Origin of the sequence: Konateibacter massiliensis (assembly GCF_900184995.1) — a bacterium.
In the GTDB taxonomy this organism is placed as follows: domain Bacteria; phylum Bacillota; class Clostridia; order Lachnospirales; family Lachnospiraceae; genus Lachnotalea; species Lachnotalea massiliensis.
Window position 1 is genome coordinate 1,990,920 of the sequence record NZ_LT860099.1, and the last position, 23,210, is coordinate 2,014,129.

The following is a 23,210-nucleotide window of genomic DNA, read 5'->3' on the forward strand; positions in this document are numbered from 1 at the left end:
AAACTTCTGAGAATGCTCCCAAAATTTAAGCCACAAAGGAAGTAATTATTACAAATCGTTACCGTTTAGCCATATGGCTTTACGGTAACCATCAATCTTCCTTCATGGCTTTTTTGTTGTTTTTCTCTTAATCGTTTTGGAAGTCTTTGTAATCAACTTTTCCTTCTGTGCTCTTGTCAGGTGCTTAATCTCCCATTCCCGTCTCATCGCCTCTTCCTTGCTCTCAGACCGCTCATAGTAGACCAATTCAACCGGCACTCTTGATTTCGTATATTTGGCACCTTTTTTACTGTTATGTGCTTCCAGCCTTTTGTCCAAATCATTCGTCCAGCCTGTATAGAGTGTATTGTCGCTGCATTTTACTATATAGGTATAATTCATATCTGTTTTCGTCCTTTTTTGACTAATCTCATTTTCCTCTAGTATAAGCCTTTTGTCAGAGGCAGTCCAGCAGAAAATAAGCGGGTACAGACTTTTACTATCCCTTTAAACCAGAGGTAGAAATGCCCTCCACGAAATATTTTTGTGCAAAAAAGAATAAAAGTATCGGCGGAAGCATTGATACAAAGGACATGGCAAGTACCTGACTCCACTGCGTAATAGCTCCCTGACTGTCAATGGACATTTTAAGCGCCAGTGACAGTGTATATTTTCTTACACTGCTGATATAAATTAAATTGCTGAAATAGTCATTCCATCTCCACAAAAACTGAAATATAATCACGGAAAACACGGCAGGCTTCATCAAAGGCAGCAATATTCTCACATAAGTCAAAAACGGATTGCAGCCGTCGACATAGGCGGACTCATCCAGTTCCCTCGGAATACTGCGGATAAACTGAACCTGCAAAAAAATGAAAAACGGATAGCAGGCAAACAGTGCCGGAACAACAAAAGGCTTGTAACTGTCAATCCACCCCAGATTGTTAAAAATGATATAGCGCGGAATAATCAAGACTGCATCCGGCAGCATCAGCGTTGAAATCATTAAAATAAACAAAAATTTCTTAAATGGGAAAGAAAATCTTGCAAAACCGTAAGCTACAATCCCCGTCGAAAGTACGGTAAACAAAACCGTAGGCAGAACCAATGCAAAGGTATTTGTATAAAAGGTCAGATAAGTAAACTGATCACTGCCCTTCCAACCTGCAGCAAAGGAGGCAAAGGAAAATGACTCCGGGAGCAGGGACAAGGAGCCAAACAACTCCGTATTGGTTTTAAAAGTTCCCATGAACAGCCAGATTAGGGGATATACCATAAAAAATCCGACCAAAATCAAAAACAGATAGATTAAAATTTGCCGACCTTTTTTTGTCTTCATCATACATTTTTCCCTCCGTCTTCATAGTAAACCCAAGTGTTGGAGGAGCGAAACAGCAGCAGGGTTATCGTCAGTACAACAAGAAACAGCACCCATGAGGTGGCACAGGCATAGCCCATTTTTAAATTTTTAAAGGCTTCCTCATATATTTTTAAGCCCAGCAAATATGTCCCCTTGTTTGGCCCTCCGTTTGTAATGATGAACGAGGAGGTAAACTCCTGCAAGGCATTGATGGACTGCATCATCAGGTTAAAGAAAATAATCGGTGAAATCATAGGAAGTGTAATTGTAAAAAACTGCCTTATCTTGGAAGCTCCATCCACTGACGCTGCCTCATAAAGCTCCTGCGGAACATTTTTAAGCCCTGCGAGAAATAAAACCATAGAGGAGCCAAACTGCCATACAACTAAAATACTGATTGTCACAACAGCGATATCAGGATCCCCAAGCCAGCTCACTGCCGGCAGCTTCACCACCGCAAGCATTTGATTTACAATTCCCTCCTTCATAAACAGAAACTTCCACAGAATAGAAATAGCAACACTTCCTCCCATGATGGAAGGGAGATAATAAACCGTTCGAAATACGTTAATTGCCTTTAACTTCATATTCAGAAGCATCGCAATAAACAGGGCAAATACCAGCTTACACGGTACGGACAAAATCGTATATTTTGCGGTTACCCACAATGATTTTTTAAAATAACGGTCCTCTGTAAACAAGTCTATGTAGTTCTCCAGCCCAACCCAATTTGCCTTGGAAAGTATGGAAAAGTCTGTGAAAGAATAATACAAGGAAGCAAGCAGTGGATATAACTGAAATGCTAAAAAACCAATGAGCCACGGGCTGATAAACAGCACTCCCCACTTCCAGTTTTTCGGGTAATGTTTTAATTTTTGCGTCACAATAACTGACTCCTCTCCATAAAGCGGGCTGCCAAAGCAACATTTCCTCTAAGGCAGCCCATAGAATTCATCACAAATTTATTTGGTATCTCTCAAATCACTTAAAACCTTTTCGTATTGAGTAATAATTTCTTTTGCTCCATCCTGCGGTGTCAAATCTCTGTAGATTACTTCCTGCAAGATGTCCTTTCGGATTGTCTCAAGCTCTGTATTTCCGCTTATCGTATTGATGGTGTAAGAATCCGGTGCTGAAATCTCCAATGCCTTTTGCGCAATCTCATCTACTAGATTGTTATCCTGCAAAGCTTTCATAGACGTGCTGCTTGCCGGAAGTCCTCTGGAATCCAATACAATAACAGAAGCCTCCTCGGAGTTTGCAAACCAATCCAGAAACTTAGCTGCCTCCTCCTTGTACTTTGAGTTATCATTGATAGAAAATCCGAGATTACCCGAAAAATCAACGCCTGAACACTTAGCATCTTCCAGACGTGGAATTGCCATAACACCGATTTCTCCCTCGATTGAAGCTTTATACTTAGCAGATGTATTGCTTACGTCTAAAAGCATACCAAGCTGTCCGTTAACCCATTTTGTATTTTGCTCCATTACGCCTACAAAAGCTGCACTTTCGCCAAACGGTTCAAAGGTGTTGGTGCTGTATAAATCCAAAATGTTCTGCAGCGCCTCTGTCATCTGCTCCTCGGTAAAGTTCAGTGTATAATCCTCATTTATAATGCTTCCGCCGGTCAACTGTGACAGATACTCCAATAGGACAAGACGATTTAAAACATCAATATCGGCTGCCATCAAATATTGGTCCGCGTTCGCGCTGTTTACTTTGGCTCCGACTGCCTTCAAATCATCCCAAGTCTTAATATCCTCCGGATTAATCTCATTTCTTACAAAAAACTCTGTGTTATAATATAAAACCTGTCCAGCTAACGTCGTGGAAAATAAAACCGATTCTCCGTCATAATTACCGGAACGTTCCAGTACACCTGCATCAAGTGTGCTCAAATCAATCGGAAGTGCCGACATGTCCGCCAGATAATGTTCGGAGCCTTGCACATCACTAATCCAATCGCGGTGAAATTGGAAAATATCCGGAGCCGTTCCACTGGACAATGAGGTTACCAGCTTCTCATAATATCCATCGTAACCCATGTATTCGCCTTCAATTACCACATTTGGATTTAACTCCATATACTTTGAAATTGCTTCCAATGTCGCCTTATGTCTGGCATCACCGCCCCACCATGCAAAACGAAGCGTAATCTTTTCTCCCGAATCAGTTCCGGCATCGTCCGTCTTCACTGCGTCCTGTGTCTCCTGTGTCACCGCAGTATTCTGCGTATTGGCTGACTCCTGCGTGGTATTTGATGAGCAGCCCGCCAGCAGCCCAATCATCATGGTCGCTGACATCAGCATAGAAACAAATCTTTTTTTAGACATTCTCATAAAAATCCTCCCATATTTTTTGTTAGAACCAGAAAGCCGCTTTCCTTCTACGCTCTTATTCTAGCAGACTTTTAATTTCATTGTAACGTCTTATCCTTTGTATCGGTATCATTGTTTTTCTTTTTACTTTGGAAAAAGGTATCATTTCTTTAGGTTTGTTCTCTCCCCTTTGTATTACGGGTACAGAAATTGACACTGTCTGTCGGATTTGATACTATTTATCTTAAGCAAGCAGGCGGAGGCGGTTTCTCTCCTGCTACAGTCAGGGGGAAAAGATTATGTTTGAGCTTTTAATCGTCGATGATGAGTTTCATTCCAGAAATACATTAAGCAACTGTTTTCCTTGGAATTCCGTTGGCTTTCAGGTTGCAGGCCAGGCATGCGACGGAAAGGAAGCTTTGGAATTCATCAAGGAGCATTCCGTTGATGTCATATTATGTGATATCCTCATGCCTGTTTTATCCGGTATTGAACTTGCAAAGCGCCTGTCCGCTGAAAAATCCGCTCCTATCATTGTATTTTTAAGCGGGCACCGGGAATTTGAATACGCACAACAGGCGGTCAGCTACGGTGTACGCTTTTATGTTGTAAAGCCCGCACGTTTTGAGGAACTCTTTCATGTTTTTACAACCTTGAAGGAGGAGCTGGAATATCGACAGGAGAAAAGCCCGCAAGACGGCGATATGGATTTGGAGCATCAGGACCTTATTATCGGAAAAATTGTCCGCTATATCGAGGAAAACTATCGAACAGCAAGCCTAAAAGGGGCAAGTCAGACATTATACATGAATTCTTGCTATATCAGCCAGATATTCAAGGAGCGGACGGGGCATAACTTTTCTGATTGCCTGATGGAAACCCGTATGAAAAAAGCAGTGGAGTTTTTAAAAAATCCGTCTTGCAAGATATACGATATCAGCAATCTGGTCGGCTATACCCAGCCAAAAAATTTTACCCGCGCATTTAAAACCTACTACGGTCTAAGCCCAAAGGATTATCGGGATAAGCTGCTGTTTGACCTGTATACCCCCTCCACGAAAGGCAATTGACACATGAATATCAATACGAAAAGAAAACCGGTTACAATGAAAAAGCATTTTTTTCTCCATCAGTTTCTGCGTAATTTTATATTTATCATGCTGCCAATTGTTATCATAGGACCCTACTTTATGCTTCAATATAATCGTCTTGTAAAGCAGAATGTGGAGCAAAACACATGGAACATGCTCTACCAGATTCAGAAAAATACCTCCACCATAACGCAGGCTGTCAACAACGGCAGACTTTACTTCAGAAATAATTCCTCCGCCATCGTGGAGTGCAAAAGCGCTCTGAAAAACGAGAGCCTGTCCTATTCGGACCTCGCGAATATTCAGACCGTAAGTCTGTATCTTCGAAATCTGGTAAATGCCAATCCTTATTTTTATTCTGCCTATATTTATTTTAACAACGATAACAATCGATTTTTAACTTCTGATGTGGGGCTTGCCAACACTTCCTCCTATTTTGACACGGACTGGCTCGACTCCTATCAAAGCTCAGATAAAAGTGTGTGGTGCGAGGTACGCGAGCTGACCCCATATTCTTTCTCCACGCCTACCAAAGTTATCTCCATCTATCAGAAGTTAGTATCCTCTCTCGCACCGGACTTTGATGCTGGTGTATTGGTTGTTCAGATTGATTGTGCAAAGCTGAGTGAGTATCTGAATTCTCTCTCCCTCTACAACAATCAGCTTATCTGTTTTTTTGATGCAGAGGGAACCGTATTGTTTGAAAATCAGGATATGGATATTAATCAGCTCAGTAAGTACCTTTCCTCTAATGCCGATACCGATAAAGATTATACGATGCAATCCATCCGTTATCAGGGTGAGAAGCAGATTTTATCTGTGTTTCCGGCATCCGATAAGATTAGCTGGACATGCCTCTCCCTCATACCGTCAAAAGAGCTTTATCACGAATCCTTTCGCATGATGCTCCTATACCTTTTCGTCATTGTTGCCGCCCTGCTTTTGAGCATCGTCCTTGCCATATTATCCGCGCACAAGGATTACAGCCGGCTTGAGAGGATATTAGATACCTTGAATAACGTGGATAAGGAACCGCTTTCCTCCTCGCTTTCCACCCTAAACCGCAGCTATGATCCCTATGGATATATTATACAAAACATTTTGGAAATGTTTATTGAGCAGAAATATCTCAGGCTTCAGGTATCGGAAGAAAAGTATAAAATAAAGCTGATGGAAATGCAGGTTTTACAGCAGCAAATAAACCCGCACTTTTTATTTAACACTCTTCATACCATATATTGGGAAGCACTCGGCATGACAAAAAGTGCCAATCCATGTGCCAGCATGATAGCAGACTTATCTTCTCTCATGGAATATGCCCTTTCCAACCCCGAAGAACATGTGAAATTGCAAGACGAACTGGATTATTTAAAGCACTACTTAAATATTCAGCTTGTGCGCTATGAAGATAAGCTTAATGTACTCTGGGATATTGATGAAAATGCGGTTATCTACACTGTTCCGAAAATGATTTTGCAGCCTCTCGTGGAAAATGCCATCTACCATGGTATCAAAGAGAAGCCGAGCAAAAGCACCTTAAAAATCAAAGCCTATTACCGCCATGACCATCTTTCCATCCAAATTGTAGACAACGGTGCAGGGATTGCCAAGGACAAGCTGCATCTGCTTCAAAAACAGCTTGTTAAAGTGAGTGATCCGGGCAATCACATCGGCATGCTAAATACAAATAAACGCCTTGCTTTCACCTTCGCGGAGGGGTATTCTATTAAACTATGGAGCAAGGAGGGCTTTGGCACCTCATTGATTTTAAAAATATCCGCCAAATAAAAAAGCGGACAAGTCCGCATAAATAATTAAGGGACATCCCTTGCGGAATGTCCCTCATTCTATCTAAAGCAATCGATTAAAACGTATTGTTTCCATGCATTGCACCCTGTGTTCCCAACGAGAATCTATGGTAAAAATAAGATCGATTGCATAATTTTAGATATGTAGCTTCTCGTTGGAGGGTTTCACTACATCATATCTTATTGTATTCACAAAAGAAACTTTAAGTTCCTTTTATTCTAAAAAGTTCAACGGGTTAACCGGAGCATCATCCTTCGTCAGCTTAAAATAAAGGTTGCTGCCTTCGATACTGTAATATTTGGTAGGCTCGCTGATATAACCAATCAGACTGCCTTTTGCCACAGTATCACCTTCTTTTACCTGGACTTCCTTCAACTGTCCGTAAATTACATTATATCCGTTTCCCAAATCCATCTTCATGGATATTCCTGTCTCTTCATCTGTGTATATCTCCTGCACTACTCCGTCGGCAGCACAAGTTACTTTGCTGTTGACATCTCCTTGTATAATGAGAGCAGAATTATATTTGTACTGGTTTAAGGTTGCAAAATATACGGTGCTGTCCATGCTGTAATTGACAAGCACATTTCCTGAAATCGGCCATGCCATTTTACTTTCTGCCTGAAAATTCAGAGCCTTTACATTCGCATTACTTTGTGTTGTAGTGCTTTCGACGTCTGTCTTGTTCTCCTGTATATCTTCTTTCTCTTCCGTATCTTGCTGCTCTTCTGTCTCATTTGCAGCACTCTTTTCTAACAGATTTGTATCCTCTTCCGGTTCTATATATTCATCTGTCGCGTCCATCACGTTGTCCAGTCCGAAGTTATCCGCCTGAATATTTTCTCCTGCCACTGTATTTACTTTTGTCTCTTCCTCTGCGATTTGAGCACTGTCAGGCAATTCATTCAAATCGACCAGATTGGAATTATCATTTTCGATATCCTTTGATGATAACAAACTTGTCCCTGCCACAGCAGCCGCAATTGCCATGAACGCCACTGCGCCGCCAACAACTGCTTTTTTTCTTAGCTTTTCTGTAAAAAATTTTCTCATCATAATAATCACCTCGACTATAAGTTAAAGAAATAAGCAGAACTTATCCTCTTTAATCATAGGTTTGCCCGATTATCAGATTTTATTCACGTACAATGTCGATATTTTGATAATAATATTTTAAAATTTCTTTGTAACTTTTCCCTTGCTTTGCCAGCTCATTTGCCCCATACAGGCTGAGTCCCAGACCATGCCCCTTGCCTGTTACAGAGAAGGTAATTCCCTTATTTTCGGTCTTCATTTCAAAGCAGGCGGAGGGTAAAGACAGTGTTTTTCGAAACTGTTCCCCGCTCATTGCCTCTCCGTTTATTTTTATCCGTTTCACATAGCCTTGTTCATCGCCTTCCAGAACAATCGGCATATTTGTGATTTCCGTTTGAAATAAATCACTCATTTTGTCAAAAGAAATCGATACCACCGAAAAATATTCCTCCGACTCCACATCTTTTTGACTTGAAACACTCTGTAAATATGGATATTTATCACTGCCTAATGCATCCTCTCCACTTCTTGTCGCGCTGGCACTAACCGCGTGAAATGCCGCTTCAATGGGCTGCCCTTCATATTCGATAATTTCGCCTTTTGTTTCCGCTACAATTTCCTGGAGCAGTTCATAGTTTACATAAAAATCTTTATAGCCCCAATGCTCCTCCATCTGTAAAATATTCACATATCCCAAATTTAATTCACTCGTATTGATGGACTTTCTGCTTCCGATTTTTTTTATGATGCTTGTTCGTGCAATGACACTCTGCGCTTTAATTGCCTCCCTTTCATAAGTGACAGAAATCTGTGAGGCTAATACCCCGATTATATACTGTTCCACATCAAGCTCAAGCTGAACCTGATTGTCATTTACAAGCACACTTTTGGAGCTTTGTACCGTCTCTTCTTTTGCAAAATTGACGCCGCCTTCAAAGATCGTCGTGACTATGTAGGGCAACAAAAGTATGGTGACGGCAACAAAAATAAGGTTTTTACCGTAATGTTTCATATACCCCTTCATTACCTGTGCTTTATACCAATATATGCAAGAAAGTGTGAGCTTAGCTCACACTTTCTTGTCCCCAATGGGTTTCATAGCAATAATTTATGCACAGCATTTTGTTTTTATCAGCTCGCCAGCCGCCTGTTCATTCATCGGTCTGCCTGTATAATATCCCTGAATATTGTCACACTTCATATAGCGCAAAAAGTCGTATTGCTCCTTTGTTTCCACGCCCTCCGCTATCGTCTCCATGTTCAGCTTATGCACCAGCTCAATGAGAGCATCGGTGATCTCCGCCTGTCTGTTATTCTCTGTAATATCGTTGATAAAGGACTTGTCTATTTTGAGCGTATCAATCGGAAGGTCCTTTAAATAGGTCAATGAGGAATAGCCTGTACCGAAATCATCCAAAGAAAGGCTTACACCGATTTCCTTCAGCTCATTCAAGGTGTCCATAATGCTGTCGATATCGTTAATAAAAACACTCTCCGTAATTTCGAGCTCAAGCTCTCTCGGATTCATTTTATACGCATCAATGACACTGCGCACCAAATTGACAAAGCCAGGCTTTACAATCTGCGCTCCCGAAACATTGACTGACACGATACCCATGTGCCCGTATACTTTCTTCCAGCTTACCCAAGTACGGCATACTTCCTTGAGCACCCACTCCCCGATTTCCAAAATATCTCCGTTTTCTTCCGCAATCGGAATAAAAACGGCGGGGCTAATCCAGCCAAGATCGTCATCATACCAACGGATTAATGCCTCAAATCCCCTGAATTTATTCTGATAAAAATCGTACTGAGGCTGGTAGTACATTTCAAAGCCATTATTTTTAATGCAGGTCCGCATTTTTTCTTCCAGTATCATGCGGTTTTGCATATCGTTATTCATGCCGGGTTCAAACATAAGCACGGAATTCTTCCCGGATACCTTCGCATGGAACATCGCAATATCTGCGTATTGCAGAAGGTTTTTGCCCTCCTCGGTCTGATCCGGATAAATGGAATAGCCCATGCTGGCAGTCAGGTGGATTTCTCGTTTGTTCACCTCAAAACTTTGCTCAAAAAGTGTTCTAATCTGGTTAACAGCGCGTTCCACAGCAGATAAATCCTCATTGTTAGATATAACTAACACAAACTCATCGCCTCCAAAACGCATCACTTCAAAATTTTTCTGGCTGCATGCAAACAATCTTTTGGCAACCTCTTTGATAACCGCATCGCCGGTTGCATGTCCCAACGTATCATTTATTTTTTTAAAATTGTCAATTCCGACAAACAGCACCGCCACTTTATCGCTCATCAGCTCTGCCTCGGACAACTTCAGCGGAATAATCTTTTCAAAATAAGCTCTGTTGGGAAGCCCTGTCAGAATGTCGTGATCTGCCAGATATTCCAGCTTCTCATTGTGTTCATTAATATGGCTATAACGCAGATGTTCGTTTCTTTCCTTCCTTAATTCCAAAGAGTAGGTAGCACCCAGCACGATAAAAATAGCAACGAACACCGCGCCGATGATAATATTCTGAGGCAGCTTTTCCTGTCCCATAAATAAAATCAGACTGTATAATGCCACAAGAAACACAGCCTCCACTATAATGATTTGTATTATGTGTCTTCTATAGTCGATTTTTTTATTAATATTCATAGTAACCTTCATTTCCTAATGATGTTTTTATCCATAATAATCTTAACATTAAATGCGACGGCTGTAAACCAAAACCATCCAACTTTTCTATGAAATGGCATGAAAGAAATTACTGCATAATTTCTCATGACATAAAAAACAGCAAGTGATTTTTACTACCATCACCTGCTGCTTATTATATCCACTTATTTCCGTTTTATAACTACTTTATCCAATTTCCATATATCATCTACATATTGCTGAATTGTTCTGTCAGAGCTGAATTTACCGGAGCATGCCGTGTTCATCATTGCACTTTTCGCCCAGCCTCTCTCATCACGATATGCCTCCTCCACACGCTTTTGTGCCTCTGCGTAGGAGCGGAAATCCTTTAGTATAAAATAGGTGTCTGCCCGGTCTGAGGAGTTCGTATTCAGCAAGGAATCGTAAATCTCCCGGAATAATTCTGGATTTTCCGGTGCATAAAAACCATTGATAAGCTGCATCAATATCTTTCTGATATCCTGATCGTTATTGAAAATATCCATCGGATTATAGCCGCCTTGTGTCTCGTATCTGATTACCTCATCAGATGACATGCCGAAGATAAAGGCATTTTCCTCGCCTACCTCCTCAACAATCTCAATATTGGCACCGTCCATCGTTCCAAGTGTAAGCGCTCCGTTCAGCATAAATTTCATATTGCTCGTTCCGGAAGCTTCCTTACTCGCCGTAGATATCTGCTCACTCACGTCTGCCGCCGCAAAAATCCACTCCGCAATGGATACACAATAGTCTTCAATGAAAACAACCTTAATTTTATTGTTGATGGATGAATCATTGTTGATGACATCCGCCACAGAGTTAATAAGCTTAATCGTAAGCTTCGCCCTCCTGTATCCCGCTGCCGCCTTTGCACCGAAAATAAAGGTTCTCGGATAAAATTCCATATTCGGATTTTCTTTTATCTGATTGTATAGGTACATGACATGCAGGATGTTCAAAAGCTGTCTCTTATACTCATGAAGTCGCTTCACCTGTACATCATAAATCGAGCGCGGGTCTATCTCAATGTTGTTGTGCTCCTTGATATATTTTGCAAGACGTATCTTGTTCTTGTATTTGATGTTCATAAACTCCTGCTGTGCCCGCTCATCGTCCGCATACAGGGCAATTTTATGAATTTGAGGTAAATCGGTAATCCACTCTCTTCCGATGTGCTCACTGACCCAATCCGCAAGTACATAGTTGCCGTGGAGCAAAAATCTTCTCTGGGTAATGCCGTTTGTCTTGTTGTTAAATTTATCCGGCATCATCTCATAGAAATCCTTTAATGTCTGCTTTTTCAGTATTTCCGTGTGAAGCCTTGCAACGCCGTTAACGGAATAGCTCGCTGCAATGGCAAGATGCGCCATCTTTACCTGTCCGTCGTATATAATTGCCATGCTCGCCACCTTCTGGGGCTGATTTGGATAGAGCGCCTGAATATCCAGAATGAAACGGCGGTTAATCTCCTCCACAATTTGATAAATTCGAGGCAGGAGTCTGGAAAACAGCTCAATCGGCCATTTTTCAAGTGCCTCGGACATGATGGTATGGTTCGTGTAAGCACATGTCTTTGTCGTAACCTCCCATGCTTCCTCCCAGCTTAAGCCCTCATCGTCCATCAAAGCACGCATAAGCTCCGCTACCGTTACCGTCGGATGCGTGTCATTTAACTGGAATGCCGCCTTCTCATAAAACTTCTTGATATCCGAGTGATTTGTCTTATATTTTTCCACGGCTGTCTGCACACTGGCAGAGATAAAGAAATACTGCTGCTTCAAGCGCAGCTCTTTGCCGGCGTAGTGGTTGTCGTTCGGATAGAGCACCTCACATATGTTTCGCGCGAGATTTTCCTGCTCCACCGCCTTCTGGTAATCTCCCTTGTCAAAGGAGTCAAGCTGAAATACCGTGACAGGCTCCGCATCCCAGATACGAAGTGTATTTACAAAGTTATTTCCGTAACCTGTGACCGGCATATCATACGGCACTGCCTTGACAGACTGATAGCCCTCCTGAATAAAACGGGTTTTTCCGTTCATATCGGTCGCAACCTTCACATAGCCTCCAAATTTAACAATCTTCGACCTCTCCGTCATTTTCAATTCAAAAGGATTGCCGTGCTCCAACCAGTAGTCAGGAAGCTCAATCTGATAACCATTCTCAATCTTTTGTTTAAACATACCAAAATGATAGCGTATTCCACACCCATAAGCAGGATAGCCAAGTGTCGCAAGGGAATCGAGAAAACAAGCTGCCAAACGTCCAAGACCACCGTTTCCAAGTGCTGCATCCCGCTCCATATCTTCCACCGCGTTGATGTCAATCCCAAGCTCATCCAGTGCCTCCATTACCTCTGTATAAGCTCTTAAATTTACAAGATTGTTGCCGAGCGCTCTTCCCATCAAAAACTCCATGGAAAGATAATAGACGATTTTCGGATCCTCCTCCTCAAATCTCTTCTGCGTCTCCAACCAGTTGTCAATGATAACATCCTTTACTGCGTAGGATACTGCCTGAAAAATCTGCAATGAGGATGCTTCATCAATCGTTTTTCGAAACAGCTTTTTTACACTGTCCTTTACACTCTCTTTAAAATGTTCTTTCTCGAATTGTTCATTATACATATGGCTCCTCCTATAATGGAAAGATGCCCCAAAACAAGCCGCAACATACATAGCATTTCATGTTTCCATGCAAATGTAAATGACTTATTTGGGGGCACCTCCTTTCATGACTTGAAAAAGCTCTGTTACTGCCTTTCAACACCTATGATAACTGTTTCGCCATTGATATTCCATTCCTTGGCATAACCCTTCGGCTCGCCCTGAATGATATCCAATGCCAATACCTCACTCTTAATTTTATCTGAGAAGCTGCGGAAAATTTCAGCAATCTTTTCATTCTTGTCATGGTAAATCACAATCTTATCCATCACTTCAAAGTCCGCTTCTTTTCTCATTGTCTGGATCTTACTGATCAGCTCTCTCACAAAGCCTTCCTCAATCAATTCAGCTGTCAGATTTGTATCCAGCACAACGGTTATCTCATTGTTGCCATCCGACACATAGCCTTCTGTCTGAGCCATCTCAATAAGTAAATCTTCCTTTAATAGTACAACCTTTTCACCTGCAATGTCAAGATGCAGTTCGCCCGATGCATTGATTTCGTCCATCGCCTTGTTGCCGTCAACCTCGATAAGTGCCTGACGAATCTGGTTCAGCTGCTTGCCGTATTTCGGTCCTACCGTCTTTAGCTGAGGCTTAAAGCTGTAGGAAGTAAAGTCTCTCACATCGTCCGTAAATTTTAATGTCTTCACATTCAACTCGTCAAGAATGATTTCGTTGTAGAATTCGGACAACTCAAACGGAGCCTTGATAAACATATTACCGATTGGCTGGCGGTTTTTGATGTTTGCCGTATTTCTGCACGCACGGCCCATCACAACGATATCTAACACCATATCCATGTTCTTTTCCAGCTCTTTGTCAATGTGTGCCTCATCCACAGCCGGGAAATCACACAGGTGAATACTCTCCGGTGCTGCCTTGTCAACGGTTCTGACCATATTCTGGTAAATATCCTCTGTCATAAACGGAACCATAGGTGCCGCCGCCTTACAGATGGTAACCAATGCCGTATATAACGTCATATATGCATTGACTTTATCCTGTGGCATCTCCTTTGCCCAGAAACGGTCACGGCTTCTTCTTACATACCAGTTACTCATATCGTCCACAAATTCCTGAAGCGCTCTTGCTGCCTCCGGAATTTTGTATGCCTCAAGACTTTCATCTACCGTTTTTACCGTAGAATGCAGCTTTGACAGCAGCCATTTATCCATGACCGCAAGCTTATCATATTCCAGAGTGTATTTTGTCGCATCAAACTTATCAATATTGGCATAGAGAACAAAGAAAGCATAGGTGTTCCACAGCGTTCCCATGAATTTTCTCTGACCTTCAACCACAGCTTTTCCATGAAAGCGGTTTGGCAGCCAAGGTGCACTGTTGATATAGAAATACCAGCGGATTGCATCTGCTCCGTATTCACTTAAAGCATCAAACGGGTCAACTGCATTTCCTTTGGATTTAGACATCTTCTGTCCGTTTTCATCCTGAACGTGTCCAAGCACAATAACGTTTTTGTAAGGTGCTTTGTTAAAGAGTAAGGTTGATTCCGCAAGAAGGGAATAAAACCATCCTCTCGTCTGATCCACTGCTTCACTGATAAAATTAGCAGGGAACTGTGCTTCAAACAGCTCTTTGTTCTCAAAAGGATAGTGATGCTGCGCAAACGGCATGGCACCTGAATCAAACCAGCAGTCAATTACCTCAGGTACTCTGTTCATCTGCTTGCCGCACTTCTCGCATTTGATTGTGACTGCGTCGATAAACGGTCTGTGAAGCTCGATATCCTCCGGACAGTTATCGGACATGGATTTCAATTCTTCAATGCTTCCGATGGAGTGCATATGTCCGCACTCACACTCCCAAATATTGAGCGGAGTTCCCCAGTAACGGTTACGGCTGATTCCCCAATCCTGCACATTTTCAAGCCAGTCACCGAAACGTCCCTTACCGATGCTCTCCGGAATCCAGTTGATTGTGTTATTGTTGCGAATCAAATCCTCTTTGACTGCCGTCATCTTGATAAACCAAGATTCTCTTGCATAGTAAATAAGCGGTGTATCACATCTCCAGCAGTGCGGATAGCTATGCTCAAAGTTCGGAGCAGAAAATAACAGTCCTTTTTCCTCAAGTGACTTCAATACAAGCGGATCTGCTTTTTTACAGAATACGCCTGGCCAGTCTGTCTCCGTGGTCATCTCACCCTTGGCATCTACAAACTGCACAAACGGAAGGTCATATTTTCTTCCTACATTCGCATCATCCTCACCGAAGGCAGGAGCAATATGAACAACACCGGTACCGTCTGTCAGGGTTACATAATTATCGCAGGTCACAAAAAATGCTTTTTTCTTCTGCTTTTCTGCCGTCTCAACCGCAAACGGAAACAACGGCTCATATTCTTTATATTCTAAGTCCTTGCCTTTATATGTCTCTAAAATCTCATAGTTATCTTCACCAAGCACTTTATTGCACAGTGCTTCCGCCAGATAATAGGTACTTCCCTCACTCTTTACTTTTACATAGGTCTCCTCCGGATTCATACAGAGTGCCACGTTGGAAGGAAGAGTCCAAGGTGTTGTGGTCCATGCAAGGATTGCTGCATCCTCACCTTTTACACGGAATTTTGCAATCGCAGATTTTTCCTTTACATCCTTATAGCCCTGTGCCACCTCATGGGAGGATAGCGGAGTTCCGCATCTTGGACAGTAAGGCACAATCTTAAAGCCTTTGTATAAAAGCTTTTTATTCCAGATTTCCTTTAATGCCCACCATTCGGATTCGATAAAGTCGTTGTGATAAGTTACATATGGATCGTCCATATCTGCCCAGAAGCCAACTGTCGAGGAAAAATCCTCCCACATACCCTTGTATTTCCAAACGCTTTTCTTACAATGATCGATAAACGGCTCCAAACCGTATTCCTCAATTTGCTCCTTGCCGTCCAAGCCAAGCAGCTTCTCAACCTCAAGCTCTACCGGAAGTCCGTGAGTATCCCAGCCTGCCTTTCTCGGAACCATATAGCCCTTCATCGTTCTGTAACGCGGAATCATATCCTTGATAACACGCGTCAGCACATGACCGATATGCGGCTTTCCGTTTGCGGTCGGCGGTCCGTCATAAAAGGTATAGGTCTCGCCTTCCTTTCGGTTTTCAATACTCTTTTCAAAAATCTGATTTTCTTTCCAGAAGTGTTCTGTTTTCTTTTCTCTCTCAACAAAGTTGAGGTTTGTCGATACTTTTTCGTACAAAATGCTACCTCCATTCTAGTAAAATGTGCTAAAGCACATTTTCGCGCCGTGCACCGCCGGCAAAGCCGACCTTTTCCTCTCGTGTGCGTGCGCATAATAATTTTTGTATGATAGGAAATTCGGCAGAAGTTCCTAATCATACAAAAAAATCCTCGTCCCGCAAAACAGGACGAAGATTAGACTATCGTTATACCACCTATTTTTACATACCTCCATATTTACCATTTGTAAATACTTCTATACGCATTCCTATTAACGGTGGAAAGCCGTCAGCACCTACTTATTCCGTGAAGCAAACGCTTCCTTCCTTTTCAGCCTGCAACTTAGGAGTGATATTCAATCATTTTTACTCGTACCGGTCTTACACCGACACCGGCTCGCTTGAACTTTCGAAATAATCTACTCTCTCCGTCATCGTCTTTCTTATTTTTACTTACAACTGACGTTATTATAATACTGATTGCTTGGAATTGTCAATTACTTATGCGTAAATTTATCCGCTTCCGCTTTTAAATTGCCCGCGATATCCTCTGTCGTTTGAATTTCCTGACGGACAATCTGCATACGGCTCACTAAATCTCCGGTTGCACCTGCTGCGTTGGTGATACCTGCCGCAGAATCTTCAACTGTGGAGGTAATGCCGCTAAATGCTTCCACAATATGACTTATCTCTGCTTTTGCTTTGTCCGCATTGCCCAAAAACTGCTCCATAATCGTATTGATGGTAACCGCATCATCATTGTATTGTCTGCCTGTCTCCACAAACTTCTCATAATCCTGAATCACATAGGCGTGAATAAATTCCAAAATCTTCTCTGCGCTCCCCGACAAATCGCCGACCGCTGCGGTTACTTCTCCGCTTAGCTCCTGAATGCTGTTTGCGGTATCCCTGCTGTTATCAGCAAGCTTTCTAATTTCCTCGGCAACAACGGCAAAGCCCTTTCCTGCCTCTCCTGCCCTTGCCGCCTCAATGGAAGCGTTTAGCGCAAGCAGGTTTGTCTGGCTCGATATTTCTAAAATCTCGGTTGTCAATTCGTTTATTCTGGAAACCTGCCTGCTGTTTTCCACAGATTTTCTGACTACCTCACTCATCTCGCCCATCATCTGGTTCGTTCCGGTCCGGCTCTTAATTGCATCCTCCTGAAGCCGTTTTGCTCTTTCCTTCATCTCGTTTGTATACTGTATATTATCTTCGGTTTTGCCGGAGATACTCACTACCTCTGTTTCCACCCTTGCCGCCGCCGAATTTACTTCCATGATGGTTGCGGAAACCTCTTCCATACTTGCAGACAGCTCCTCCATCGTCGCAGAAATATCTGTGGCATTTTCATCTGCTCCTTTTATCTGGAGAGACACGCTCTCAACCGTCCTATTCAGTCCGTCAGAATTACCTACAATACCGTTCATCACTTTTTCCAGGGTTTCCAAAAATATATTAATTCCCTGCACCAACTGTCCGATTTCATCTTTATTTTTAATTTTAATTCTTCCTGAAAGGTCACAGCTTTCTTCCTTTAAGCCCCGTATCAGCTTGTCTAACTGTTTTTTAGCATGAACGGTCGGTTTGATGACAATCCCGTTTATTACCGCCATACAAATGCCTATCAAGACAGCAAGCGCTACTATCATAATAACTACGAGCAGAGAAGCCCTTTCATATCTGTTATTTAAATTTTGAACGGACGCATCCATAAAACTGTCCGTGTTGCTCTTCATATCCGTAAGCTGACCCTTGATTGCCTCTGAGGTCGTATTAAACTCGTCAAGCAGTGACTCAAGCTCTGTCTGGGAGGCACCTGAATTCTTTGCTGCCATAATTCTGCTTACCACACTGATGTAGGATTTTACAGAATCGTTAATGCCTTGCAGTTTTTCAAGCTCCTCGTCACTTTTATTTATTTTAAACATCTCCAAAGAGTTTGCTACCGTTCCAAGATCGGATGATATCTGGCTTCCAAGCTCCGATGTTCTGTCAGCGGACACCGAATAAATATAGCGGTAAACATTATTTTGAGATTCCTCCAAGACGCCTGTGAAGGAAAATATCTGATTAAATTCCGTCATCTGCGTGACCGATATATCCTGAATGCCATCGTTTACGCCCCTCATGCTGTTATTAACCAAAAGTCCCAGCAGCAAAACCGCTATAAATTCCAATACAAAAAAACTAAAAATTTTGTAACTCAGCTTTTTATTCATATTCCCATCTCTCTCCTTTGTACCTATATTTTCCTTTTTTCTCCCTCTTTTATTATACATATTGCATGGAAATTCATAAGAAATCAATAGGAATTACGCAACTTCGTAAGATTTTAACCCATTCCAGTAAAATATTACCTATTGACTTTTATTAAACTTTTGGAACTTTTATTCTTGAATCAGTATCCTCTTGAACTTTGTCAAAAACAATGCTAGAATATAGAATACGTCAGTATGTTATTCGTTAGGCTCATACGACTTATGCATGTTAACTTAAGGAGGATTTATTGTGGCTTTTAAAATTTTAATAGTTGTTTTACTTGTTCTAATTGTAGCCCTCGTCGTTTTGTATTTTCTCGGAAAACGTCTTGAGAAAAAGCAGGCGGCACAGCAGCAGCAGATTGAGTCAGCTGCACAAAATATAACAATGCTTATTATTGATAAGAAGCGTATGAAGCTGAAAGAGGCAGGCTTACCTTCTGTTGTATTGGAACAGACACCAAGACTTCTGCGTGGTTCCAAGCTGCCGATTGTCAAGGCAAAAGTAGGACCTAAAGTAATGACTTTAATTTGCGATGAGAAAATTTTTGATTTGGTTCCGCTGAAAAAAGAAGTAAAAGCAGTTGTAAGCGGTATCTATATTACAAGTGTAAAAGGCGTCAGAGGACCTTTGGAAGCACCACAGAAGAAGCAGAACTTTTTCAAGAGAATGACTTCCAAACTCTCAAAAGGCGATAAGAAAAGTAAATAAATATAAAAAAACAGCCAAGCTCCTCATCCATGAGAGGTTTGGCTGTTTTTTTATACCGAATGCAGTTATATAGTGATATCTTCCTCTTGCATTCGCGCCCATCAATATTTCGAATCCTTATATAAATCATAAGAAAATTTTAAAGAACCAAGATAAAAAGTATGGCATAATAACAAAAGAGGATAAACGATGAATAAACTAAATCTTTTATAATAAGGGGAGAGAATTTAAATGACGAGAAAAAGAATGATGATTTTAGCCGTATTGGCAATATTTTTCTTAGTAATCGGATTATGGGGCTATAAACAATATAGGACATTACCGGTTGTTTATTGCACTTCAATTTATCCGGATTATAGCGTACAAGAGCTTGTTGCTGAAGCAGAACATATCGTTTATGGAACAGTGGACACAATAGAGCCGACTCAAATGCGAGAGGTGCTTGTTTCTACAACATTAGATCCCTCTAAAACAGAGGACGCTTTGTATTACCCCGTGACTCCCGTGATAATAAGTGTAGAAAATCCAGTTAAGGGAAGTGTATCAGACAAAATAGTTTATTATGAAGAGAGCGGCGCGACAGAAACCTATATCCAAAAACCGGAAGGCTATCAAATGAAACAAGGAATGAATGTTATACTTTTTCTGAATGAATCCGGTTACGGCTGGGGAAGTCAAAGTGTCTATCCTGTTATAGACAATCAGGTTATTTTACACGAAAAAGCAATCGGGGATATTTCACCGGATAAAATAACCAGCTTTTCTGCTGAAGCGATAGGAGAAAAATATGGTATCACGTCATCATTCGAGGAAGACACTATTTCAACAACCAATTTGAGTGATTTTTTAGGGTTAATCAATTCTTACAAAGAATAGATTTAATTTCCCCAGCTGCATCAGTAAATGTCAGCTCAAATAATTCATTATGTGCCACCTCTTCTACACTGATAATATCAGAAATTCCTAACATGCCTTTTCTGAAATCCATTGTCACTATACGCTTTGCGGCTTCTGCGGCGATCAATCCGGTGAATCTTCCCTCATCATGTCCCGATCCGCATAGTACCTGTTCTCCGGATTGGATAGATACCATAAAAGCATCTGTTCCAAATTTAGGTTTTCTCAAAAATGTTTCAGCAATCTGATAAATCTTTTTATGTTTTAACAACCCAAATAATCCGATTTTTTTAGCGCCATAAAGGAATACCGTTACACTTGATAAATCAAAACCTAAGTATGTTGTAAAGCTCTTGTCCGCATACTTTTGATTTAATATGTGCTGGTCAACAAAATTAAAATTATATGTTCGCAGCCTCTTTTGACCGGTATTTACCGTGCTTTTCAGTTTATATGGTCTGATTTGTCCAAGGGTTTTATGACTATAGTCTTTTAAAAAATTATCCAAAGTCCATTTGATTGCGGCATCCCCATGCTTTTCTCCCAAGCCTAGAATAAGTTGTATCTCTATCTTTTCTGCTGAAGGATATAGACTAACAAACTTCTCTGCCAAAAGATTCGTAAGCCCCGGAGCTAATCCAACGCCCAACAGAATTCTGCTTGTTCCTCGCAGCTGTAATTGCTGAATTTTTTCAATATATTCCGAGTTTGCGGTTACATCCATATAATCAATTGCATGTTCATCACAAAATTCAACAAGCATGGTGTTCTCTTGGTCTACGCAAACAATAACACAGTAAACATTTTGCATTTTGGTAAAGTCAATATTGTTAATATCCATCTCACAAATTTCTGCCTGTATTTTTTCTTTATCTAAAAACCTTCTTATTTTTTCTTCTTTTCGTCCAACCAGAATTAAATTGTAGTTCTTCAGTTCTCTTGTAATATATTGTCCTACTTTACCGTGTCCGCCTATGATCATAATCTTATTTTTCGTATCCATTTTTATTCTCCTGATATTTTTCAAAATTAATTGTAAATAGAAGCAAAACCTTATGCGTGATTTTGAATCAAATCAATTGCATGATCTAAAAAATCTTTGATGGATGCTAATTTATCACCAGAAGTATCAGACAAAAAATCAAAAAGAGCTTTATCATATTCGTCATGATATTTTTTATGAGCATGGTAGGCAATATGTCCTTTTTCCGTCAAATGCAGCAAAGAGCGCTTTTTATCCTCCGGATCGTCCTCTTTGATAATTAGACCGCGGTCACTCAATTTTTGCAAGGTTTTGTGAACCACTGGTCGGGTGATTCCGAATTTGCGGGCTAGTTCCGCGCTGTGAATTCCGGGGTAGTCCCCAATCATTTTAATCATGTGAATCTCACCGCGGTAAAATACCATGTCCTCATTGCCAAAGTTCAGGACATTCGTTTTGCTGTTTGCAATTTTCTCAGTCAACTCAATAAATGAGCGGATAACATCGCCGGAGCCTACTGAGATATCTGTACCGCTTTTACGATAAAGCTGTCTCTCAAACATAGCATCCTTTGCTCTCTCTACGATAGCCAGACCAGATTTTTGTGACGCTTCTTCAATCTCTTGGTTACTAGGTGGAAGAGGGACACCGTCCAAGAAGCCAGATAGCCAGCTTAACATATTAACCGGAGCATTGTTTTTCTCAACCGCATACTGACCGATTATAAGCAGATAGCCTCCTTCTTTCAATGATTCGGATATTTTTTGCATAAAAACGGACAAATCACCCTCTACAAAATTTAAAATACCGGAAGCAATGATAAAGTCATACGGGCCTCCAAAAGGATCGGTATTAAAATTGCCTGAAATTACTTCAATCTTCTGCTGGGCATTGTATTGGCATACAATCTCCTTTGTGGTCTCAGCCACATCAGGGGTTTCCAGAATCGTAGCTTTGCTGTTCGGAAAGCGTTTCACAAACTCAATGTCTAAAATACCCGTACCTCCTCCCAAATCCAAAATATGCAGAGGTTGGTCGCAATCGGGATACAGCGTAATTATTTCATCAATAAAAGCCTGTACCCGCCCGGTATACATTTCTGGAATTGTTACCCGTGCAAGTTCCGTAAAATCATAAGCTGCTCCGCCAGCAGCATGGTCTTCCTTTACCTTTTGCTCCAATTGTTCTAAGGATGTCATTTTTTCACGGAATAAAAGTGCATCACCTAAAAAAACTTCGCTATTGCGGGATAAAAAATCTTTTGTTTCCGGTGTGTTGGTGTAAAAATCTCCCTGTTTATCAGCCAATCCGCAGGAAACCAGCGATAAAAGCAATAATTCAATTTGCTTTTTGTCACAGCCTATTACTTTCGCAATGGACTCTGCTGTTTGCGGCATATCCAGATGGGAAAAAATATTCAGCCGAATTGCTGCAAAAAGCAACTGCGCCTCATGGTAGTTGTTCATAATTTTATAATAACGTCCTGGGCTATTTTCCATAAGATACATAATTTTGAATACCTCTCTTTGCTAGAATTAAATACAGGTTAGCATTGACTAATTCATTGTTAATATAGCATATATTTTAATTGTTTGTCAAGCTAACAATTATTTTATTCTTAAGGTCAAGCGGGTAAAAGTATCAAAGGCAAAGCATTATGTGATACCTATAAAAGAATGGGATAAGAATAGGAAATAACCCTATAAGGGTGTGTCAAATAGATTCTATTTGACACACCCTTACATCGGCGCTTCCAGTGAGAAGCTTTTTGCTGTTTTAGATTTTATCTGAATTGCAATCTTGCATTCCGCAAGATGTTCATAGTTGATGTCCAGATTATAAGCCACCTGAACATTGATGTCCTCGTCCTGCTCTTCCACTCTTACGTCATTTGCCAGAATTCCGATCATCAGATTGCCGTAAGGTGTATTATAGCAAGTTATATTCTTCTTATCCTTCTCAAAAACCATGTGTACGTTTGTCACGCCTTTTTTTATAATATCAACCCCATTATCCGAGATTTTCAGCGTGTTTTTCGTGCTTCCCTCGAAGCCCTCCAAAACCTCTTGAAAAATAACATAGTGCTTGTCATTTCTCTTGTAGTATTCTCCCACCGTGATAATTTCCACCGGTTCTCTGCTCTCCGGATCTATGCTGTCAAATTGAAGCCCGGTTATACTTAGTATTACTTCTTTTGTCATTTGTTTCCTCCGTTGTATATC

17 protein-coding genes are annotated in these 23,210 nt (G+C 41.1%); 4 read left to right on the plus strand and 13 right to left on the minus strand.

Features of this window, described 5'->3' with window-relative positions; all coding sequences use genetic code 11:
• Positions 1 to 102 precede the first annotated feature (102 nt).
• The 4 genes from CTY48_RS14940 to CTY48_RS14955 all read right to left on the minus strand — a co-directional run bounded on the left by CTY48_RS14940 (position 103) and on the right by CTY48_RS14955 (position 3,684).
• A complete protein-coding gene (locus CTY48_RS14940; protein ID WP_099469264.1) occupies positions 103 to 381 on the minus strand; it encodes a GIY-YIG nuclease family protein in 279 nt (92 codons plus the stop codon).
• 97 nt (positions 382 to 478) lie between these two features.
• Positions 479 to 1,321, minus strand: a complete 843-nt coding sequence (locus CTY48_RS14945; protein WP_099470184.1) for a carbohydrate ABC transporter permease — start codon at positions 1,319 to 1,321, stop codon at positions 479 to 481.
• Positions 1,321 to 2,229 (minus strand): carbohydrate ABC transporter permease, encoded by a 909-nt coding sequence (locus CTY48_RS14950; RefSeq protein ID WP_099469265.1) that lies wholly within the window; start codon positions 2,227 to 2,229, stop codon positions 1,321 to 1,323. Before CTY48_RS14950 ends, CTY48_RS14945 begins: the two co-directional genes overlap by 1 nt.
• Before the next feature lie 75 nt (positions 2,230 to 2,304).
• The gene (locus CTY48_RS14955) at positions 2,305 to 3,684 is read right to left on the minus strand and encodes an ABC transporter substrate-binding protein (protein WP_099469266.1); all 1,380 of its coding nucleotides are present in this window, start codon (positions 3,682 to 3,684) and stop codon (positions 2,305 to 2,307) included.
• A gap of 278 nt (positions 3,685 to 3,962) precedes the next feature.
• Here CTY48_RS14955 and CTY48_RS14960 point away from each other — a divergent pair, with 278 nt between their 5' ends.
• Complete coding sequence (locus CTY48_RS14960; RefSeq protein ID WP_099469267.1) at positions 3,963 to 4,733, plus strand: response regulator transcription factor; 771 nt, start codon at positions 3,963 to 3,965, stop codon at positions 4,731 to 4,733.
• Positions 4,734 to 4,736: 3 nt separating this feature from the next.
• The gene (locus CTY48_RS14965) at positions 4,737 to 6,542 is read left to right on the plus strand and encodes a histidine kinase (protein ID WP_099469268.1); all 1,806 of its coding nucleotides are present in this window, start codon (positions 4,737 to 4,739) and stop codon (positions 6,540 to 6,542) included.
• A gap of 234 nt (positions 6,543 to 6,776) precedes the next feature.
• Here CTY48_RS14965 and CTY48_RS14970 read toward each other — a convergent pair whose 3' ends face one another.
• The 6 genes from CTY48_RS14970 to CTY48_RS14995 all read right to left on the minus strand — a co-directional run bounded on the left by CTY48_RS14970 (position 6,777) and on the right by CTY48_RS14995 (position 18,358).
• Positions 6,777 to 7,619 (minus strand): M23 family metallopeptidase, encoded by an 843-nt coding sequence (locus CTY48_RS14970; RefSeq protein ID WP_236354957.1) that lies wholly within the window; start codon positions 7,617 to 7,619, stop codon positions 6,777 to 6,779.
• A 79-nt stretch (positions 7,620 to 7,698) separates the two neighbouring features.
• The gene (locus tag CTY48_RS14975; protein ID WP_180272739.1) at positions 7,699 to 8,610 is read right to left on the minus strand and encodes a SpoIID/LytB domain-containing protein; all 912 of its coding nucleotides are present in this window, start codon (positions 8,608 to 8,610) and stop codon (positions 7,699 to 7,701) included.
• Between the two features lie 96 nt (positions 8,611 to 8,706).
• Positions 8,707 to 10,257 carry a putative bifunctional diguanylate cyclase/phosphodiesterase gene (locus CTY48_RS14980; RefSeq protein ID WP_180272740.1) on the minus strand — a complete coding sequence of 517 codons (1,551 nt, stop codon included), beginning with the start codon at positions 10,255 to 10,257 and terminating at the stop codon, positions 8,707 to 8,709.
• 185 nt (positions 10,258 to 10,442) lie between these two features.
• Positions 10,443 to 12,905: a glycogen/starch/alpha-glucan phosphorylase gene (locus CTY48_RS14985; RefSeq protein ID WP_099469271.1), complete on the minus strand. Its 2,463-nt coding sequence runs from the start codon at positions 12,903 to 12,905 to the stop codon at positions 10,443 to 10,445.
• Positions 12,906 to 13,030: 125 nt separating this feature from the next.
• The gene (gene ileS / locus CTY48_RS14990) at positions 13,031 to 16,159 is read right to left on the minus strand and encodes an isoleucine--tRNA ligase (protein ID WP_099469272.1); all 3,129 of its coding nucleotides are present in this window, start codon (positions 16,157 to 16,159) and stop codon (positions 13,031 to 13,033) included.
• Positions 16,160 to 16,636: 477 nt separating this feature from the next.
• Positions 16,637 to 18,358 carry a methyl-accepting chemotaxis protein gene (locus tag CTY48_RS14995; RefSeq protein WP_180272741.1) on the minus strand — a complete coding sequence of 574 codons (1,722 nt, stop codon included), beginning with the start codon at positions 18,356 to 18,358 and terminating at the stop codon, positions 16,637 to 16,639.
• A gap of 289 nt (positions 18,359 to 18,647) precedes the next feature.
• Here CTY48_RS14995 and CTY48_RS15000 point away from each other — a divergent pair, with 289 nt between their 5' ends.
• Positions 18,648 to 19,109 carry a hypothetical protein gene (locus tag CTY48_RS15000; RefSeq protein WP_180272742.1) on the plus strand — a complete coding sequence of 154 codons (462 nt, stop codon included), beginning with the start codon at positions 18,648 to 18,650 and terminating at the stop codon, positions 19,107 to 19,109.
• A 231-nt stretch (positions 19,110 to 19,340) separates the two neighbouring features.
• Positions 19,341 to 19,985, plus strand: a complete 645-nt coding sequence (locus CTY48_RS15005) for a hypothetical protein (protein ID WP_099469275.1) — start codon at positions 19,341 to 19,343, stop codon at positions 19,983 to 19,985.
• On the opposite strand, the gene CTY48_RS15010 is transcribed toward CTY48_RS15005, so the two are convergent.
• The 3 genes from CTY48_RS15010 to CTY48_RS15020 all read right to left on the minus strand — a co-directional run bounded on the left by CTY48_RS15010 (position 19,966) and on the right by CTY48_RS15020 (position 23,189).
• On the minus strand, positions 19,966 to 21,009 hold the full coding sequence (locus CTY48_RS15010; RefSeq protein WP_099469276.1) for a saccharopine dehydrogenase NADP-binding domain-containing protein: 1,044 nt from the start codon (positions 21,007 to 21,009) through the stop codon (positions 19,966 to 19,968). The two genes, CTY48_RS15005 and CTY48_RS15010, sit on opposite strands and share 20 nt — an antisense overlap.
• Positions 21,010 to 21,059: 50 nt before the next feature.
• On the minus strand, positions 21,060 to 22,496 hold the full coding sequence (locus CTY48_RS15015; RefSeq protein WP_099469277.1) for a methyltransferase: 1,437 nt from the start codon (positions 22,494 to 22,496) through the stop codon (positions 21,060 to 21,062).
• A gap of 231 nt (positions 22,497 to 22,727) precedes the next feature.
• On the minus strand, positions 22,728 to 23,189 hold the full coding sequence (locus CTY48_RS15020) for a DUF1934 domain-containing protein (protein WP_099469278.1): 462 nt from the start codon (positions 23,187 to 23,189) through the stop codon (positions 22,728 to 22,730).
• Positions 23,190 to 23,210: the final 21 nt, after the last annotated feature.

Excerpts from the sequence above, each read along its gene's own strand:
- CTY48_RS14960 (WP_099469267.1), top strand. The coding sequence starts at position 3,963 with ATGTTTGAGCTTTTAATCGTCGATGATGAGTTTCATTCCAGAAATACA.
- CTY48_RS15010 (WP_099469276.1), bottom strand. The coding sequence starts at position 21,009 with ATGGATACGAAAAATAAGATTATGATCATAGGCGGACACGGTAAAGTA.
- CTY48_RS14965 (WP_099469268.1), top strand. The coding sequence starts at position 4,737 with ATGAATATCAATACGAAAAGAAAACCGGTTACAATGAAAAAGCATTTT.
- CTY48_RS15015 (WP_099469277.1), bottom strand. The coding sequence starts at position 22,496 with ATGTATCTTATGGAAAATAGCCCAGGACGTTATTATAAAATTATGAAC.
- CTY48_RS14980 (WP_180272740.1), bottom strand. The coding sequence starts at position 10,257 with ATGAATATTAATAAAAAAATCGACTATAGAAGACACATAATACAAATC.
- CTY48_RS15005 (WP_099469275.1), top strand. The coding sequence starts at position 19,341 with ATGACGAGAAAAAGAATGATGATTTTAGCCGTATTGGCAATATTTTTC.
- CTY48_RS14940 (WP_099469264.1), bottom strand. The coding sequence starts at position 381 with ATGAATTATACCTATATAGTAAAATGCAGCGACAATACACTCTATACA.
- CTY48_RS14975 (WP_180272739.1), bottom strand. The coding sequence starts at position 8,610 with ATGAAACATTACGGTAAAAACCTTATTTTTGTTGCCGTCACCATACTT.
- CTY48_RS14970 (WP_236354957.1), bottom strand. The coding sequence starts at position 7,619 with ATGATGAGAAAATTTTTTACAGAAAAGCTAAGAAAAAAAGCAGTTGTT.
- CTY48_RS14955 (WP_099469266.1), bottom strand. The coding sequence starts at position 3,684 with ATGAGAATGTCTAAAAAAAGATTTGTTTCTATGCTGATGTCAGCGACC.
- CTY48_RS14995 (WP_180272741.1), bottom strand. The coding sequence starts at position 18,358 with ATGAATAAAAAGCTGAGTTACAAAATTTTTAGTTTTTTTGTATTGGAA.
- CTY48_RS15020 (WP_099469278.1), bottom strand. The coding sequence starts at position 23,189 with ATGACAAAAGAAGTAATACTAAGTATAACCGGGCTTCAATTTGACAGC.
- CTY48_RS14945 (WP_099470184.1), bottom strand. The coding sequence starts at position 1,321 with ATGAAGACAAAAAAAGGTCGGCAAATTTTAATCTATCTGTTTTTGATT.
- CTY48_RS14985 (WP_099469271.1), bottom strand. The coding sequence starts at position 12,905 with ATGTATAATGAACAATTCGAGAAAGAACATTTTAAAGAGAGTGTAAAG.